Annotated in this window: 9 protein-coding genes; 2 read left to right on the top strand and 7 right to left on the bottom strand. The window is 50.4% G+C overall.

Going from position 1 to position 17,024, the window contains the following annotated elements; genetic code table 11:
• Positions 1-124 precede the first annotated feature (124 nt).
• The 3 genes from pta to FCL45_RS01205 form a co-directional block, all read right to left on the bottom strand.
• Complete coding sequence (pta, locus tag FCL45_RS01215) at positions 125-2,245, bottom strand: phosphate acetyltransferase (protein ID WP_136795486.1); 2,121 nt, start codon at positions 2,243-2,245, stop codon at positions 125-127.
• A gap of 77 nt (positions 2,246-2,322) precedes the next feature.
• Complete coding sequence (locus FCL45_RS01210) at positions 2,323-4,209, bottom strand: bifunctional acetyl-CoA hydrolase/transferase family protein/GNAT family N-acetyltransferase (RefSeq protein WP_136795485.1); 1,887 nt, start codon at positions 4,207-4,209, stop codon at positions 2,323-2,325.
• A 333-nt stretch (positions 4,210-4,542) separates the two neighbouring features.
• Positions 4,543-6,984 (bottom strand): S8 family serine peptidase, encoded by a 2,442-nt coding sequence (locus FCL45_RS01205; protein ID WP_136795484.1) that lies wholly within the window; start codon positions 6,982-6,984, stop codon positions 4,543-4,545.
• A 1,245-nt stretch (positions 6,985-8,229) separates the two neighbouring features.
• Here FCL45_RS01205 and FCL45_RS01200 point away from each other — a divergent pair.
• Entirely contained in the window at positions 8,230-9,096 is an 867-nt protein-coding gene (locus tag FCL45_RS01200) for an OmpA family protein (protein ID WP_136795482.1), read from the top strand.
• Between the two features lie 430 nt (positions 9,097-9,526).
• Here FCL45_RS01200 and nifB read toward each other — a convergent pair whose 3' ends face one another.
• The 3 genes from nifB to nifE all read right to left on the bottom strand — a co-directional run bounded on the left by nifB (position 9,527) and on the right by nifE (position 13,628).
• Complete coding sequence (gene nifB, locus FCL45_RS01195) at positions 9,527-10,804, bottom strand: nitrogenase cofactor biosynthesis protein NifB (protein ID WP_136795481.1); 1,278 nt, start codon at positions 10,802-10,804, stop codon at positions 9,527-9,529.
• A 113-nt stretch (positions 10,805-10,917) separates the two neighbouring features.
• Positions 10,918-12,273: a nitrogenase component 1 gene (locus tag FCL45_RS01190; protein ID WP_136795480.1), complete on the bottom strand. Its 1,356-nt coding sequence runs from the start codon at positions 12,271-12,273 to the stop codon at positions 10,918-10,920.
• Positions 12,270-13,628, bottom strand: a complete 1,359-nt coding sequence (gene nifE / locus FCL45_RS01185) for a nitrogenase iron-molybdenum cofactor biosynthesis protein NifE (RefSeq protein ID WP_136795479.1) — start codon at positions 13,626-13,628, stop codon at positions 12,270-12,272. Before nifE ends, FCL45_RS01190 begins: the two co-directional genes overlap by 4 nt.
• A 464-nt stretch (positions 13,629-14,092) precedes the next feature.
• Between nifE and FCL45_RS01180 the strand changes: the two genes are divergently transcribed.
• Positions 14,093-16,216 (top strand): AAA family ATPase, encoded by a 2,124-nt coding sequence (locus FCL45_RS01180; protein WP_136795478.1) that lies wholly within the window; start codon positions 14,093-14,095, stop codon positions 16,214-16,216.
• A 41-nt stretch (positions 16,217-16,257) separates the two neighbouring features.
• Here FCL45_RS01180 and FCL45_RS01175 read toward each other — a convergent pair whose 3' ends face one another.
• Complete coding sequence (locus FCL45_RS01175) at positions 16,258-16,998, bottom strand: energy-coupling factor ABC transporter ATP-binding protein (protein WP_136795477.1); 741 nt, start codon at positions 16,996-16,998, stop codon at positions 16,258-16,260.
• Positions 16,999-17,024 lie beyond the last annotated feature (26 nt).

Raw genomic sequence — 17,024 nt, 5'->3', positions numbered from 1 at the left:
CCCCTTTTTTTGGGTTCGGCATATCGGGATGATAGGATGGTTTTGGTTTTAAGCTGTTAGCCCTATCCCCTTACTCCTCACGCCTCACTTCGTGAAGCGGAGTTTTATTGGTAATCGGATTTTATTACTTGCCGCTTATTTGTTTTTTTTCGGCCTGGGCCTGCACTGCGGTAATCGCCACAGTATTGACGATATCCGGTACCAGACAGCCACGACTCAGGTCGTTGACTGGTTTTTTCAGCCCCTGCAGGATTGGACCAACGGCTACCGCATTGGCGGAACGCTGAACAGCCTTGTAGGTGTTGTTACCGGTGTTGAGATCCGGAAATACGAAAACAGTCGCTTTACCGGCAACTTTGCTGTCAGGCATTTTCGCTTTACCGACTTGCGGATCGACAGCAGCGTCATACTGGATCGGCCCTTCGATCTCAAGTCCGGGGAAAGCAGTCTTGGCGCGTTCCTGGGCAATCTCGGTGGCACGCCGCACTTTTTCAACCTGCTCACCTTTCCCGGATTTTCCGGAAGAGTAGGAGAGCATCGCCACCAACGGATCGATACCAAAGATGGCAGCGGTCTGGGCTGAAGAGATGGCGATCTCGGCAAGCTCTTCAGCGGTTGGGTTGGGGTTGACCGCACAGTCACCATACGCCAGTACCCTGTCGTTGAGGCACATCAGGAAAACACTGGAGACAATGGGACAGTCCGGCTTGGTCTTAATAAACTGGAAAGCGGGGCGAATGGTGTCGGCGGTGGTGTGTTCAGCGCCGGAAACCATGCCGTCGCAGTGCCCTTTATAAATCATCATGGAACCGTAGTAGTTGAGGTCATCCATGATATCACGGGCATTGTCGAGGGTTACACCTTTGCTCTTGCGTAACTCATAGTAGGTCTGGACATAGTCCTCGAAGTGCGGTGACTTGGCAGGCTCAATGATTTGGGCATTGTCGAGGTGAAGACCAAGGCTGCTGATGCGTTCCTTGATCTTGTCTTCGTTACCGAGGAGGGTCAGGTCAACCACTTCGCGGCGCAGCAGAATCTCAGCGGCCTGGAGGATACGGTCGGACTCACCTTCAGGCAAAACGATGTGCTGTTTATCAGATTTTGCACGCTGCAGCAACTGGGACTCGAACATCTTCGGAGTGACGATGGTGGTCTTGGTCTTGATGATCTTGTCGCTCAACTCATCCATGCCGATATGGCGCTCAAACACGGCGAGGGCCTGGGTGATCTTGCGGGTGTTGTCCGGAGTGATCGCAGCGTGGATGTGCTCAACCCTGATGGCTGCTTCGTAGGTGTTCTCATTGACGGAGATGATTGGCACTGTGTCCTGGAACCCTTCGATCACATTCTGAACAGCCTCTTCCGGGACCAGTCCGCCAGTCAACATGATGCCCGAGATGTTGGGCATGGACATGGAGTGTACTGCGGCCAGACAGGCAAGAACCACGTCAGAGCGGTCACCCGGGGTGATAATCAGGGTGCCGTAGTCGATACGCTCCAGCAGATTCCTGAGCTGCATGGCGGCGATGGTAAAGCTGCGGACGTGGCGGGTAAGGTTTTCACCACCATAGAGGATTTCGGCATTGAGCAGGCGGGCAACTTCGCCGACTGAGGGATTACCGAGGTTCTCGTCGTTGGGAATAGCGTAAGTGAGACCACGTGCAACCTTGACCTTCATCAACTCCTGCACCTGCTCGACATAACTCGGATCGACGCGGTTGGCAATGGTAGCAAGAATATCGCAGCTGCGCTCTTCAAGGGACTCATGATAGACCTTGATGGAGCGAACAACGTCCTCCGGACTCTTCATCTTACCGTTTGCGACGAGAATGACCGGACAACCCAGATTATTGGCGATATCGACGTTGATGTCGAAGTCAAAAGAAGCTGAGGCGCCCTCAAACTCGGCACCTTCGCAGAGAATGAAGTCAGCTTTGGCGGCCAGGGCGTTATACTTGGCCATGATGCCATCCATCAGTTCCGCCTGCTTACCGAGGGAAATGAGTTGACTGGCTTCATTCAAAGTGTAGCCGCACATCTCCTCGTAATCAAAACAGAGATTGAACTGACTCTTGATAAGGTTAATGGTGTTGTCCCGTTCTCTGTTTCTGTCTTCAACCAGGACAAGCGGTTTGAAAAATGCTACTTTTTTGATGTTGCGGGTAAGCAGCTCCATCAGCCCCAACGTAATGGCTGATTTGCCACTTCGTGGCTCAGTTGCAGCCACATACAGATTGTTTGCCATGATACCCTCTACAGCTAATCTACCAGGATGAGGATAGTTGCGACATATCCTGCATCATTAATATGTTATGGTGGGTCCTACTCGAGTCCTTCCTTGAGCTCATCGAACTTGCAGGTCAATTTGAGACCATCATCTTCAAAATATGTCACAACCTTATAAGGAAGTGATTTAAACAGGTTCACCATTGCCTTGTTGGTCGGCACCGTATAGGCGACAAGTCCTGCAATTCCGTTATCACGTGCTGCCACTGAGATCTTCTTCAGCAGTGCTTTACCCAGGCCGAGTCCCTGATATTGGGTGTTGACGGAGAAAGCTACTTCCGCCATGTTGGTTTCAGCTTCGAGGAGGTACTCACCAATGGCAATGACATTCTCAAAACCCGCTTCACCGACAAGGGCAATAAGCGTGAGTTCTCTGATATAATCAATTTGCGATTTAGTTTCCACATCGGAACGGATAAAACTTGTTTTTTCGTGAAAAAATCTGCGTACGACATCATCTTTGTCAAGGCCATAGTAGTGCTCCTGAATCCTTCGTTCGTCCACCGGCTTGGCAGGACGGATGGTTATCTTGAGATTATCCCGATAAACAAAATCCTCTAACTGGACGGGATAAACAGCTTTTCCGGCTGTTCCCAGTTTGCGGTCACGCGCAACCAGACCGACTTCTTTGGCTGAGTCGAGCAGTTCATCACGAAAATCAGGGTGAGAAATGCTGATCAGTGCCATGGCCCGCTCCTGCAGACTTTTACCGAAGAGGTTGATGACGCCGAATTCGGTTGCCACAAAATGTACATCTCCGCGCGGTACCACCACGGCTTCACCCGCTACGGAAGGTGTGATCGCCGACATCGCACCGTTGTTGATGGTTGAAGGTAAAAAGATAATCGATTTTCCACCCTTGGAGCCGCGGGCTCCCCGCACGAAATCAGGTATACCGCTCACTCCGGCATAGAGTGTGTGGGCCATGGCTTCGGCCAGAACCTGCCCGGTAAGATCAATAGCACTGGCCCGGTTCATGGTGACCATCCGGTTGTGGCGCGCGATGGTGAATGGGTCGTTCACGTAATCGGAGGGGTAGAACTCTATACCGGGGTTGTCGTGGAGAAATTCGTAGAGGTTGGAGCTTCCAAGGGCGGCTGAAGCAACCAGCTTGCCGTCGTTGTATCCTTTGCAGCGGTTAGTGATCACCCCCTGCGAATAGAGATGCATTACGTCTTCGGTGAGGTACTGGGAGTGAAAGCCGAGGTCATTTTTCCCCTCCAGTGCCTGCACCGTGGCCTGGGAGGCAGCGTCGAGTCCAACCTGCAGGGTGGAGCCGTCTTCTATTAATCTGGAAAGTTGTTTGCCTATACGGGCGGCTGTTTCAGATTGTTCAATTGGTGCTATGGTCAGCAACTCTTCGTTATGTTCGACAACAACATCGACCTGGTTGACATGGATAAAACTGTGGCCCATAACCCTGGGCATTCTGTCGTTGACCTGTGCTATGACGAAATCGGCAGCCAGTGTCGCGGCGTAGGTGACATCGACAGAGATGCCGAGACTCATCCAGCCGAAATCATCCGGGGGGGAAACCTGGATCATGGCTACGTTCACCGGCATCCTGCGGCTGGTAAAGAGTGAGGGCACTTCGGACATATTCATCGGTGTGATAAAGCGTTTATTCCGGGAGAGTGATTCGCTGCTGGTAGACCCCAGGTATATGGAGCGGATGTTCAGGCTGGCATCATGGGTCTGGTCGGCGATATCGATAAGTGATGAGGTTTCCATGCTCATCATTCTGACAATCTCAAGTCCGCTGAACTCTTTTGAACAATGGGCGAGGGCCCGGACAAGTTCCTGGGGTTCGCCACAGGCAGAGCCTATGAATATACGCTGGCCATGCCGTATTTTCCGAATTGCCTGGGCTGAACTGCAGATCTTTTGAACATAGGTGTCGGCCCAGTAGATATTTTCTGCCATAACTCACTCTCCATAATTATTCGGGGTATAAAACCACCCGTGAAATGAACAGCTGCATTGTTACGTCATCGTTTTGAAAGCTTAACTCCCCATGAAATGCAGGAACTATTCAGGGAGATAGAGAATAGGGGGCGGAATATGTATCTTACGCTGTCGTTATATTTTACCATATAACGACGTTAATATGTCAGAATCTGGTGAGTGGTCGTAGAAAAATCACGTTTTTTCTTTGATTTATGGAGTCTGCGGGTGAGGAGGAGCTGAAGTGGGGAAAAAGCGGCGCACCATCTGGGAGGAGATGGTACGCCAGGAGGGGCCTCGGAGAGGACTATCTTACTTGACTACCGTGAATCCTCCGACCAGCGTAGCGCTCTGGCCGTCAGGATTGATGACGGTAACATCACGGGGGCCGATAACGGCCTTGTGTACTACACTGATTGAACAGATTATTTCGCTTTCAGAGACCACTGTTACGGAATTAACAGTAATAAGCGCCCCAAAGTCGACAGTGGTTCCAGTTTGAAAACCGGAACCGGACAGGGTCACGGTAACGGTGTCACGCCAGCCGGCACTGTCCGGCACAACTGTGTCAAGAGCGGGGGGCGGATCTGAAGGAGTTGTACCCAGATAGTCGAGAGAGGTAGTCACATCTATTTTTCCGTAACCCCAATCGTCGTTGGCTTCAGTTGGATCAGTGGCAGCGGGGTGTGTATAGCTGTCGGTGCGGGCGCCCTGGCGCAGAGTTTCTTTCATGTCTGCCGGTGCCGGGGTAATTCCCAGATCTGAGGCTGCACCTAACAGGACAGCAACTGAACCTGTCGCATGGGGGCAGGACATACTCGTCCCTTGCAGGGTGGTATAGTAGCCACCGTACTCAACACGGTTCATGCATCGAAAATAGTTGTAACCCGGTATGGCATGATTTACCTGGGACAGGGAGGCCACAATGCCCACACCAGGGGCAGAGATAAATGGCTGACTGCGGCCATCACGACTTGGACCTCGACTGGAAAAATAGGCGATGTCCTGGAGGTGGAAGTCGTTGTAATAGGTGATTGGCGGGGTAGCGTAATCCATATCTATATATGAATATGCAGACGATGGATCTTCACAGTCATCATAGAATCGTCCCGGCCAGGTGGCTTTTGTCTGGTATGCGCCGATGGAGATAGCCGAAATTGCCGTGGCGGGCTTACCGATAGTCATGGAATTGTCGGCCAGGTCGGGATCGGTGAGGTCTCCGATCACATGGGAAGCGCTGCCGCTGTCATACCAGACGAAGGAATGTTTCAGGCTGTCGCTGAAACCCTGCCAGCCATGGTAGGTTACATCGCCGCTTGCGGTGGAGTAGATGTTGACGACCCAGGTACCGGAGGCGGGATTGACGCCACTGAAATCAGAAATTTCGATATAGATGTTGTTGTCACCGTTTTCTGCTTCCCAGAAGGAGTTTGCACCGGAGATATTCTCCACATAAACCGTTCCTTCCGGAGTGGCGAAACCACCGGATTTGCCATCGGTGTACCACAGGGTTTTGTTACTGCCGGTGTAGCTTTGCGGGTAGGTAACACCGCTCGGACTGGTAATCTGGACGTAGGTTGTGACATCGCCTGGATACCAGATGTCAAAGAAGGCGTAGTCGTCAGCCGAAGTGGGTGTATAATTACTGTTGGTGGAAATGACGATGTCATGGCTGGTCTGGACATTGCCCGAGCCATGAATTGGGCCGCCATGGGTATCGAAAGAGGGGCCTTCCCAGCTACTTCCTGCGTTTCCAGCACTTATACAGACAATCTTGCCGGGACCGGTGAGATCATCAAGACCACGCTCTTCAGCGGTGGTACCATCGTGAGGGCCATAGTCGCTGCCCATACTCATGTTAATGACGCACGGCTTGCCGGCTGCGGCAGCTTTCTCAAAAATCCAGTTGATGGCGTCGACCACGGCGGTGTCTGAGTTGCGGTTTTTCTCGTTATCAAAGTCGAATTTTACAATCAGCAGTTCGGCGTCAGGGGCAAGGCCTGTATAAGGCCCGGCATAACTGGGAGCACTGCCGTTACCAGCGGCCGTACCCGCCACATGGGTACCGTGTCCGTCATTGTCGCGGTGCGCGCAGGTGGTGTAACCCCCGTTGATCAATGGTGAAGTCCATTCTGTTCCATAGCTGAAGCCTGCCGGAGGAGAAACTGTCTGGGTTACATCGGTAGAGTCCAGGGTATGATCCCATATGGCGATTATTCTGGTATCGCCATATGCATCTATGAAATCAGGGTGCTCAATATCAATCCCGGTGTCAATGACACCAACGATCGCGCCGGTTCCTGAATCCCCGGAACGGGGGTAACTCGTGTCAGGTAGATTGACGCCTGTTGCGGTGGCGCTCACATCCATCATCTTCTTTACGGGTTGTCCTGCAGTGATTTTGTGAACACCGGCCACTGCGGCTATGGCCCGAAGCTTGTTGACAGGGACTACAGCGGTCATAACACCGCTTGAAGTCACCGTGTTGATCTCGGCCCCCAGAGCTTCTAGGTTTTTTAACGAGGCAATATCGGCATCAATGAAGACATGGGCAAAGCCTTCTTTTTTGCCGTCTATTGTACGGGTGAATGTGGAGGCAAATTTACCACCGGCAAAGCGGGCACCTTCGGTTTCGATCACTCTCTCAAGATGCGGACCAAGACGACCAGCCCATAGATTGGGAGCAATCAGCATTACCGCAGCCAGAACGATGGTCTGGCTCCATATCCTTGAAATCCTGTTGGAAAAAATCATTCTGAAGAGCCTCTTGTGTAAGTTTTGAGGAGTATGGGAATGCTTTATCCGAGCGAATTACAATTTCTGTTGCCTGTTGAAGAAAAGGAGTGTTCCGGGCATGCGCGGATAGCTGCCGAACTCCGGTTAAATCTGACTGGGCAGATTCAGTGGTATGGATTCCTTAAGCGCTAATTTGAAGCAGGGGTATATCTGTATTTCGACATGGACAAGATTGGTGCGTGTAAAGCTGTGTGGCGATACGAAATAGTCTGGCAAAGCCTGAAAGCAAAAAGAATGACCTTTTGGGGATGAATATGTTACTAGCCATTAAAACAAATAATATTGAAAAAAGCATCGGAAAAAAGAATAGATAGGCATGGAGTGGTCTGGGCCGGCAGGTGCTGTGCCTGAGTTGGCGGGGGAATGCGGTTGTCGGATGGTTCTGGAAAAAAATACTTATGACACGCAGTGGTGGCAGGGAGATTTTGAGGGGGGCGCTATTCACAAGTCAGGAGGGAAAATTGAAATTTTCCGGTTACCTCTGCCGCAAATAGTGGGGAAATACCATCCGGAGAGAGAGTTGGCTGCCATCAGCCTCCTGCAAAAACATTTGGATTCATAGGCTCTTCGTGTGTTAGGATTGAAGTGAGAAGATTATAAGATTTTGATTGAGTTTCAAGTGTGACTAAGCAGATAAACGGTACTTCTTTGTCCATGTCTGGCAATCTGCTGATTCAATATGTGCTAATGAAGAACCCCATAATTTATTTTTTTGACCCCAATAGCTCCGGGGCTCTCAATAATACAAATAAATATCAGATTATCAGTATTTTATAGTGTTAGGAAAGGCTCAGAAGCAACTGAAATGTTTGTAAAAAGCTCCTTGATTGTGGAGTGTAATTGATTATCGTTACCTAACACACGCAATGCTCATCTTGTTCATTCCTGTAAATATCAACAGGTTACGGCGAGTCGAGTGTTGCGACTCCGAAAAGCAAGTTTGTTGGGGTGAAAAGTTATGTTGGTCTGATTTCGATTGAACTTCTGTCCTCTATATCTCTGTGCTGGATTGTTATGAGGGCAGCGTGTTGCAGTTGACCTGGCGTTTGCTGGTCTGTTTTGAAATCAGCCTGCGAGTCTGCGCTTGGCGCTGAAACCGGGTCCCTGCGATGCAATGGGCTCTAAGTTCAGGGTTCGATAACCATCTGGGATGCCTGAATATCTGCTGGTTGAAAACGTAATAAACGAATTGAGGAGAACAGTATGCTGAAAAAAACACTATTTGTTTCACTGGCAGCTCTGGCTCTCAGTACACCTGCCATGGCTATTGAGATGCCGGAGGATGCAACAGTAACCTTCGAGAACGAGTCCACCGCTTATCCATCGTATAAGTTCAATCAGATCATGGAAGCGTATGGCATTGAGTTGATGCCTGAGTACGCAGGTATGGTTCCCAAAACCTATGCGAAAGTAGGTGACGGAGAGGCTGTCTTCAATGATGATAATATCGCCTATCCGCCAACATACTATCACAATATTTTCACAGCCTATGGTCTTGAGTTGCTTCCTGAGAATGCTCGTGAAATACTTGAAGTGCCGTCCTATGCGAGGGTTGTTGGTGACGAGGTGATTTTTGGAGATAGCGTGAGCATAGCTTACGATGGTTGGGCCTGGCAGAATATCCTTTCAGCATACACCCTGATCGACAGCGATGGTGATGGGGTACCTGATATTCGGGACGACTGCCCGAATACGCCAAAAGGTGTGCAGGTCAACGAGAGAGGATGCTGGGAGTATGATACCGGCTTGCTGTTTGATTTTGATAAGTATGACATCAAGCCTGAGTACTTCTCAGTATTGGATGATACCAAGCGTATTTTCGATCTCAATCCGGGCCTGAAACTCACGGTCGAAGGTCATACCGATAGCATCGGTGCCGAGACCTACAATCAGGGTCTTTCTGAAAGACGTGCTAATTCAGTTATGAACTACCTGATACAGAATGTTGGAATTGACCCGGCCAGCCTTGATTCTGTTGGTTATGGTGAGACACAGCCTGCCTATCCGAATGACACCGCGGAAGGACGTGCCAGAAACAGACGAGCTCAGTTCACCAGCAACATGCAGTAAGCTGCTTAGAGCACTATCGTAGCAGAAGGTATTGAAAAAAAAATCCCCCGGAGTTTTCAGGCTCCGGGGGATTTTTTATGGAAATGCGGCAGCTCCAGTTCGAACTTCTCATCAGTTCAGGCAGTGTCGGGTTCGAAGTTTTTGGCAGTAAACCATAGTGGACTATGTTTACTGCCGAAATACTGTAGAAGATGACACTGGATGGACTGACCTTCGGTGAGCATTTTGAAGAAAAGAGGGGCGGATTTCAGCAATGCCTGAAAAACTCATACTATCTTCTGATTTCGACAAAATGCTCATGAGAAATTCGAACCAGGTTCTCATGGCAGAAAGAGAGACCTGGGAGTTGTGCCGCAGGAGAAGGTAATAGATCTGCTACTTCAAAAAATAAACACAGCTTGAGATCATGGTGTGTCTGGTAACTCCCGGCTTAACCGCAACCTGTACCCGAGCCGAGGCATTCGCCTGAGGCACATGATTTACGGCGGCCTTTCAGACCTTCAGTCTTGCCGCCATCGAAGACGGTGTGAAGCGCTTCTTCGATAAAGCCTGCAGCCTCAACAGGCGTAATGCCGGCTTTTGTCAGAATATCAGCAGGGGTCACCCCTATGCCGCTGATCAACACAGCCTGGCAATCACCCAGTACTTTTGCCAACTGGTGCCACCGCCGGATGCCTCCGCCGGTTGTCGGGGCTTTCCGATCGTCGATCTGTTTGAGCGTGCCGCCTGATCTGGCCCAAATCTGAAAAGTGGTGGCTTCTCCCAGATGCTGGTTGACCAGTATTCCTTCCTGACTTGCCACTGCGATATACGGTCGTTCTTCAGCCTTGGTGGTTTTATGGCTCGAGCAATCACTTAGGCAACTTCTGAACTCTTCGGTGCGATCCTCACCAAGCAGGCCAACGGCATCAGCCCGGCAACGGGTGCAGTGTCGCATCTGTGGCAGGTATTGTTCGGCGGTGGCGCGCAACTCCTCCATCACTTTTTTGCTGGGTTGTTCCAGATGACCAAATGGCGTATTGACGTTGGGAAACAGTGCCATGCAGTTGAAAAGATCAGCCCCGAGTTCTTTCATTTTCACGGCGATCTCTTCTATGTGATGGTCGTTTACGCCGGGTATGACAATGCAGTTGATTTTCACGGTCAAACCATGTTCCTTGAGTCTGCGAATTGCGGAAAGCTGTCGTTTAAGGAGCAATTCCGCAGCCTGCAAGCCACGGTAAATGATATTGTTGTCGCTCACCCAGTTGTAGATTTGACTGCCAATCACAGGGTCAACCGCACAGACTGTTATCGTTACGTGGCTGACATTAAGCCTGGCAATTTCGTCGATATACGGGCCAATACCCATTCCGTTTGAGGAGAGACAGAGCAGGGTGTCAGGGAAGTCATCACGAATCATACGTAAAGTGGTCATGGTGGCTTCCGGGTTCGCGAATGGATCTCCAGGCCCGGCAATACCCGCTACACTGATTCGAGGTTCTTTTTCCAGCACTTTGTGCATGTATCTTTTGGCCTGAGCGGGGCTGAGTATGGAAGAGGTGACGCCTGGCCGGGACTCATTGACGCAATCATATTTACGATCACAAAAGTTGCATTTAATGTTGCATTTTGGGGCCACCGGCAGATGCACACGGCCGTATTTGCCCTTTGCCTCAGGGTTGAAACATGGATGACGATGATACTCCCTGGTGTTGAGTTCTTTCATGGTATTGGCCTTTTATCAGTGAGGCTGACCGGAGTTGTGAGCCTCTGTTGTCGCAATATGTAACGGTATTGAAGCGATATTGAATATTGCTTGAGTCGATAATTTCCTGTGCTCTACATGTAGCTGTAGCCAACGTCGGAGTCGTCCTGTTTTTTGGCGATCATGGTGTTGGTGATGGTGTCAAACAGTTGCTGGGCTCCGTGGTAACCAATGTGCAGTAGCCGTTGTCCTCCCACGCGGTCGTGAATTGGAAAACCAACGCGGATAAGAGGGATATTGGCTTTTCTGGAAAAGGTGTAGCCTTTGGAGTGACCAACCAGCATGTCTGCCTTGAGTTCTGTCGCGCGCTCCTCTATGTCGAAGAAGTCGACATTTTCATGAACCTCAGGCAGCTCGCAGTTGAGCCCTTCCAGCACTGCTTCGATGCTGTTTTTAAACTTGCCGCTTTTGCCGCCGGAAGCACATAGCACCGGGTGGACACCGATTTCGGCCAGTAAAGCGGTAATGCCGACCACCATATCTTCCTCTCCGTAAACGATGGCCCGTTTACCGAAGATGTATTTATGGCCGTCGACCAGAGCGTCGACCAGACGTCCTCTGGCTGTGGCATATTTTTCAGGAACAGGATTGCCACTTACCTCGGCAAGAGCAGACATAAAGGTATCAGTCTCGCGGATACCGATAGGGAGGCCCAGTCGGGTCAAGGGCACCTGATGGTTCACTTTTAAACTTGTCCCGGCGGTTGAGTCGGGCAGGGTTCGCCCGCACTCAAGAGTTTTTTTCGAACACCCCATCCTGGTAATAGCGGATAAGGGGGTACCGCCCTTGGGAATAAGGGGATATTCGTTAAGCGCTTCACCATCGAGAGTCTCAGAGTAATCAGGGAGAATGGTGGCACTGAGATCAAAGTCGCTGACCAGCTCTTTGAGATATCTGAGATCGGCGGCTGAAATGAATCCCGGCAGGATGTTGATGGTGGTGTTCCGTTCACCTCCACTGCTTAACTGCTCAACCACTGCTTTGGTGGCGGCATGGAATCCTTCCATGTGCGAACCTGAGTAACTCGGGGTAGAGACCGAGACGATGAGTGGTTCACCGGCACCGCTTTGAAATTCGTCCCTGTACTCCTGAATAATCATCTGTACATCATCACCGATAGTTTCGGTCAGACAGGTGGTTGCCACGCCAATCAGCTCCGGGGAGTATTTCGCTGTGACATTTTTCAAGCCCAGCTTCAGGTTGGCTGAGCCACCGTAAATCGCATGTTTCTCACCAAGAGAAGAAGAGGCGATATCTATCGGTTCATTGAAATGGCTGATAATGTATCGTCGCATGTAGGTGGCGCAGCCCTGCGAACCATGCAGGAAGGGGACCGCCCCCTCAATACCCCTGAAGGCGAGTGAAGCACCAAGTGGTTTGCAGAGTTTGCAGGCGTTGGTGGTCGATATGTAATTAGGCATCTTGCTCATGAGATTTCCTCCTCTGCTCTTCTGGGAACGAACTGCCACACGGGGCTCATAACCGAGCTGTATACTTCTTTGGCGAAGTTGAGCATGCCGCTGAAACCGGCCAGCAACTCCTTGCGCTCGTGGTTGTGATCGCAAAAGGCCACACCGAGCTTGTAGGCGATGGGGCGTTCCTTGACGCCGCCAACAAAGATGTCCACATCCTTTTCGCGGATGAAGGCTGAGAGTTCCAGAGGGTTGGCGTCATCGATGATGATGGTTCCCTCATCGGTAATTTCCTGAAGCTCTTCATAGTCTTCGGCAGTACCAGTCTGGGAGCCGACCATGACCACATCCATACCCAGCAGGCGGAAAGCTTTGACCAGGGAGAAGGCCTTGAAGGCACCTCCCACATAGATGGCAGCACGCTTGCCGGTGAGAGCGGCTTTATATTGCTGGAGTTCGGGAAGCAAAGTTTCCAGTTCATCACGAACCAGTATGCGGGCCTTTTCCATCATCTCCGCATCATTAAAGTAGCGGGCGACCTCGTAAAGGGATTCGGCCATATCTTCGACACCGAAGTAGGAAACGCGGATATTGGGGATGTTGAACCGTTCTTCCATCATGTTGGCCAGATCCATGGTGGCACCGGAACACTGGACGACGTTGAGTGAGGCACCGTGGCTCCGTTTGATATCGTCGATTCGGCCGTCGCCGGTAATATTGGCCACCACTTCGATACCGATACGCTGGTAATAGTCGCGGATAAGCCAGATTTCGCCAGCCAGGTTGAAGTCGCCGAGAATATTGATACTGTGTTTGGAAATACCACTTGTGTCACCGGTGCCGACCAGTTTTTCCATGGCGTTGCAGGCGGCTTTGTAGCCCGCTCTTTTGTTGCCCTTAAATCCTTCGGACATGACAGGCAGTACGGGGATTCCTTTTTCTTTTTCAACACGTTTGCAGACCGCCTGGAGGTCGTCGCCGATGAGGCCGACAATGCATGTGGAGTAGACGAAAGCGGCTTTCGGCTGATGCCGGTCGATAAGCTCAATGAGTGCCTTGTACAATTTCGGCTCACCACCAAAAATCACATCCATCTCCTGAAGATCAGTGGAAAAAGAGAGCCGGTGCAGCTCGGGGCCTGAAGAAAGTGCGCCTCGTATATCCCAGGTATAGACAGCACATCCGATTGGCCCGTGTACCAGGTGAACTGCATCGGCAATGGGGTAGAGCACGACCCGCGAACCACAAAAGACGCAGGCCCGCTGGCTTACTGCACCTGCGAGGCTATCCTTGTTGCATTCAAGGGCAAAAGGTGCATCGCCTTTGCGGTGGATCTGGGCTTTTCGCTCTTTAAGTATATGTAATGGTTCCATAGTGTTTCCTTTCGGTCTCTTCGCATGGTTACGTTCACTGACTTTGCAGTGAGAAGAGCAACCACTGTGCCAGTTGTCGGAGAGAATGTTCAAAGATCGTAAATACAGAGGGATATCGAGGGGATCTGGGAGGTGTGAAGAATTTCTGTGATGAGTAGGATGATGTATGATGATAGACATTTATGTAGGCGAGGAACAAAAATGTCTGAAGCATGGAGGTGCGTTGCAGCGGAGTGCAGGTCTGATATGAAAAGTTAAGATAAATCTCTCTTTCTATCAAACTGTTGCAATGATATTCCAGGGTAGATAATGTGTTAGAGAGGCTTTCGGATCAGTTTGTCAAATATTCAATGGAATCGATGTAGATTTGCTTTGTTATAAAGCATGGATCGTGTCTGTTCAGCATACGTTGCAAAGAAATTTCTCAATATGTTGTACTTAAATAACACTCAGGTGAACGACAAATGTATCTTTCCTACTATGGGTTGGAGTCGAAGCCGTTTCAGATATCATCGGACCCTAAATTTATCTGGCTGGGCGAAAAGCATAGAGAGGCGTTGGCAACCCTGACCTATGGAGTGCTCGATAATAAGGGGTTTATGTTGCTGACAGGAGATGTCGGGACAGGAAAAACCACTCTTATCAACACCTTGATCAGGAATCTGAGTGCAGATGTGTTGCATGCCTTTGTTCCTGATCCGAGGTTGGAGTTGAACGATTTCTTTAATTATGTAGCCCGGGCATTCAACATAAAGAAGGAATTTAAGAGTAAGGGTCGCTTTTTGATGTATTTCAGTGATCTACTGGAGATTGCTTACGCAGAAAATAAAAAAGTGCTGCTGCTTATTGATGAGGCGCAGCTCCTTACCCAGGATCTGCTGGAAGAGATTCGACTCCTGTCAAACATTCAGAAGGACGGAAACAATCTTCTCAATATTTTTTTTATTGGCCAGGATGAGTTTAATCAGGTGCTTGAGCAGACTGAGAACAGGGCCGTGGCCCAGCGTCTTACCCTCAATTATCACCTCAATCCGCTTTCGGAGGTGGAGGTCGGCAGGTATATAGTTCACAGGTTGAAAATTGCCGGCACGACTGAGCGATTGTTTAACGATAGGGCTGTGCGCGAAATCCACGCCTACTCAGGTGGCTTTCCGAGGCGGATAAATATCATCTGCGATCACTGCCTGCTCAACGGTTATGTGAAGGAGAGGCGTGTTATTGACGCGGACATGGTGCGGATCTGTGCCCATGATTTGAAAATCCCGCAATATACCAGAAAAGCAGTGCCGCCGCCTCGACCGATTCCTCCTGCCATCCAGCCCAGACGGACTAAGCCGGCAGTCGCCGCGGTAGCTGTTGCCAGAGACGAGGGGGGGAAGGCAAACCCCGGACCCTCTGCTCCAGCAGCTGAATATGCCAGTGGTAATGATGATCTTCGGACTGATCTCAAGCAGGAGAAGGCCAATCGTCTACTATCAGGAATAATGACCACTGCGGCCATACTGTTTGCTGGTTTAATGATTTTCTATATTTTGGCACCGGGAACCTTCCTGACAGGATACAAGTGGTTGACCGAGAAACTGGTGCTGGAGCGGCCAAACATTACAGAAATGGTTGATGAACAGACGACAACGCTGAAACCGGACGAGAGGCGAGCCGACAAGGCAGAAGGTGAGCCGGGCGACAAAAGGCAAGGAACCGAAACGAGAGTACGTTCAAATGTAGTGGAAGCTCAAGACAATGAAATGCATTTCCATGACAAACCGGTCAAGGAACCGATAGAGATCGAACTCCAATCAGGCAATAATTTAAAAAGATTTGAGACAGAACCGGCAGGTGACCAATCAGCACAAGACGTTATAGGGAGCACTATAACTGACCAAGGTGATGGCTCAACCGAGGTTGCGGCGGAAGACCTGACTGAAGATTCCAGACAACCAGTTACAGGGGTCGTGGCAGAAGTTGAAGATCAGCCTGTGGGCGAAAAGAGCACAATTGGAGCGGATGAAATCCTGATCGGGGAGAGCGAAGAAGGGGGGGCTGTTGATGAGAATGGTGTGCCAAGTACTACTGAGACCGAGCTGAATGAGATAGAGCAAGGCCAGATGAGTCGGGCCGACTCGCCTCAGGATACATTAACCTCTGTTGCGGTCCTGTCCGCAGTGGTTAACAACTCAAGAAGTGGTGATTCGACAACAGCAAAAAAACGACCAATGGTGCGGTTCCGGATGAAAAATATTGCATCAGAAGTACCACAGGGAGTGCTGATACTGCGGTTCAATCATGATTCGAGCGACTTTGACTTTGGTGACTTGGCAGGTCTAGAGGCTCTGGTTGCCCACTTAAAACAGCGGCCCAGCGCGACAATCAAGATCTCAGGCCACACAGATTCCCATGGTTCTCTGAATTACAACTATCGTCTTTCACTTTCCAGAGCCAATATGCTGAGGAGTTATTTCCTTGGCAGGGGAGTTGATCCCGGACAGATAATGGTCAAAGGCTATGGCAGCAATGTGCCTGTGGCCTCAAATAATACCACAAATGGGCGTAGCCTAAACAGGAGAGTTGAGATCGAACTGGTTGAATAAATTTTTTCAGAACATATCCGGGTAAACAGAAGAAATGCAGCTTACGCACGACCATGTCCATGGCGGTGCGGCTGCTCACCATGAGCGTGGGCGTGGCTGTGGTTATGCAGATGGGCTTTGCCGCAGTCGGTAACCTTGCCGTTCTGCATGGAGTAGATGTCGTCGCAGGTGTCCGAGAGAAAATCCCAATCATGTGAAATGATGATATAGGCGACATCGAGATCCCGCAGAATGTGGATAAGCTTGTGGCGGGTCGCGGGGTCGAGATTGTTGGTCGGTTCATCAAGCAGAACAGCCTTGGGCTCCATGGCGAGGATGGTTGCCAGCGAGACAAGTTTTTTCTCACCGCCGGAGAGCTGATGGGTAATGCGATTGGCGAAATCATCGAGGCCGAGGTTATTTAATGTGCGGACGGCGATATCCTTCGCCTCTTGCGGGGTTGCACCCAGGTTGAGCGGGCCAAAGGCGATATCTTCGAGGACAGTCGGGGAAAAAAGCTGATCATCGGCATCCTGAAAGAGCAGGCCAATCTCTTTGCGTAGAATATCGAAATCCTTTTTGTCGGAGAGTTCTTTACCGCGAAAAAGAATTGACCCCGAGGTGGGTTCGTGTAAACCCATGATGATATGAAATAGGGTTGTTTTGCCGCAACCGTTAGGCCCGATCAGGCCCAGCCGCTGCCCTTGGCGAAACTCCATGTTGAAGTCGTCAAGAACCGGGGTCGATTGTATGGAATGGCAAAAAGTTATATCCCGAAGGGTGAGGATTGCCGGTTGTTTCATATCAGGGGTGTCCTTGAGGAAGATTG

This window comes from Desulfosediminicola ganghwensis, from assembly GCF_005116675.2.
In the GTDB taxonomy this organism is placed as follows: domain Bacteria; phylum Desulfobacterota; class Desulfobulbia; order Desulfobulbales; family Desulfocapsaceae; genus Desulfopila; species Desulfopila ganghwensis.
Note: the sequence above shows the minus strand (reverse complement) of the source record. Positions and strands in the feature narration are given on the sequence as shown.

Bases quoted from the DNA above. Each gene is read 5' to 3' on its own strand.
- pta (WP_136795486.1), bottom strand. From the start codon at position 2,245: ATGGCAAACAATCTGTATGTGGCTGCAACTGAGCCACGAAGTGGCAAA.
- FCL45_RS01210 (WP_136795485.1), bottom strand. From the start codon at position 4,209: ATGGCAGAAAATATCTACTGGGCCGACACCTATGTTCAAAAGATCTGC.
- FCL45_RS01205 (WP_136795484.1), bottom strand. From the start codon at position 6,984: ATGATTTTTTCCAACAGGATTTCAAGGATATGGAGCCAGACCATCGTT.
- FCL45_RS01200 (WP_136795482.1), top strand. From the start codon at position 8,230: ATGCTGAAAAAAACACTATTTGTTTCACTGGCAGCTCTGGCTCTCAGT.
- nifB (WP_136795481.1), bottom strand. From the start codon at position 10,804: ATGAAAGAACTCAACACCAGGGAGTATCATCGTCATCCATGTTTCAAC.
- FCL45_RS01190 (WP_136795480.1), bottom strand. From the start codon at position 12,273: ATGAGCAAGATGCCTAATTACATATCGACCACCAACGCCTGCAAACTC.
- nifE (WP_136795479.1), bottom strand. From the start codon at position 13,628: ATGGAACCATTACATATACTTAAAGAGCGAAAAGCCCAGATCCACCGC.
- FCL45_RS01180 (WP_136795478.1), top strand. From the start codon at position 14,093: ATGTATCTTTCCTACTATGGGTTGGAGTCGAAGCCGTTTCAGATATCA.
- FCL45_RS01175 (WP_136795477.1), bottom strand. From the start codon at position 16,998: ATGAAACAACCGGCAATCCTCACCCTTCGGGATATAACTTTTTGCCAT.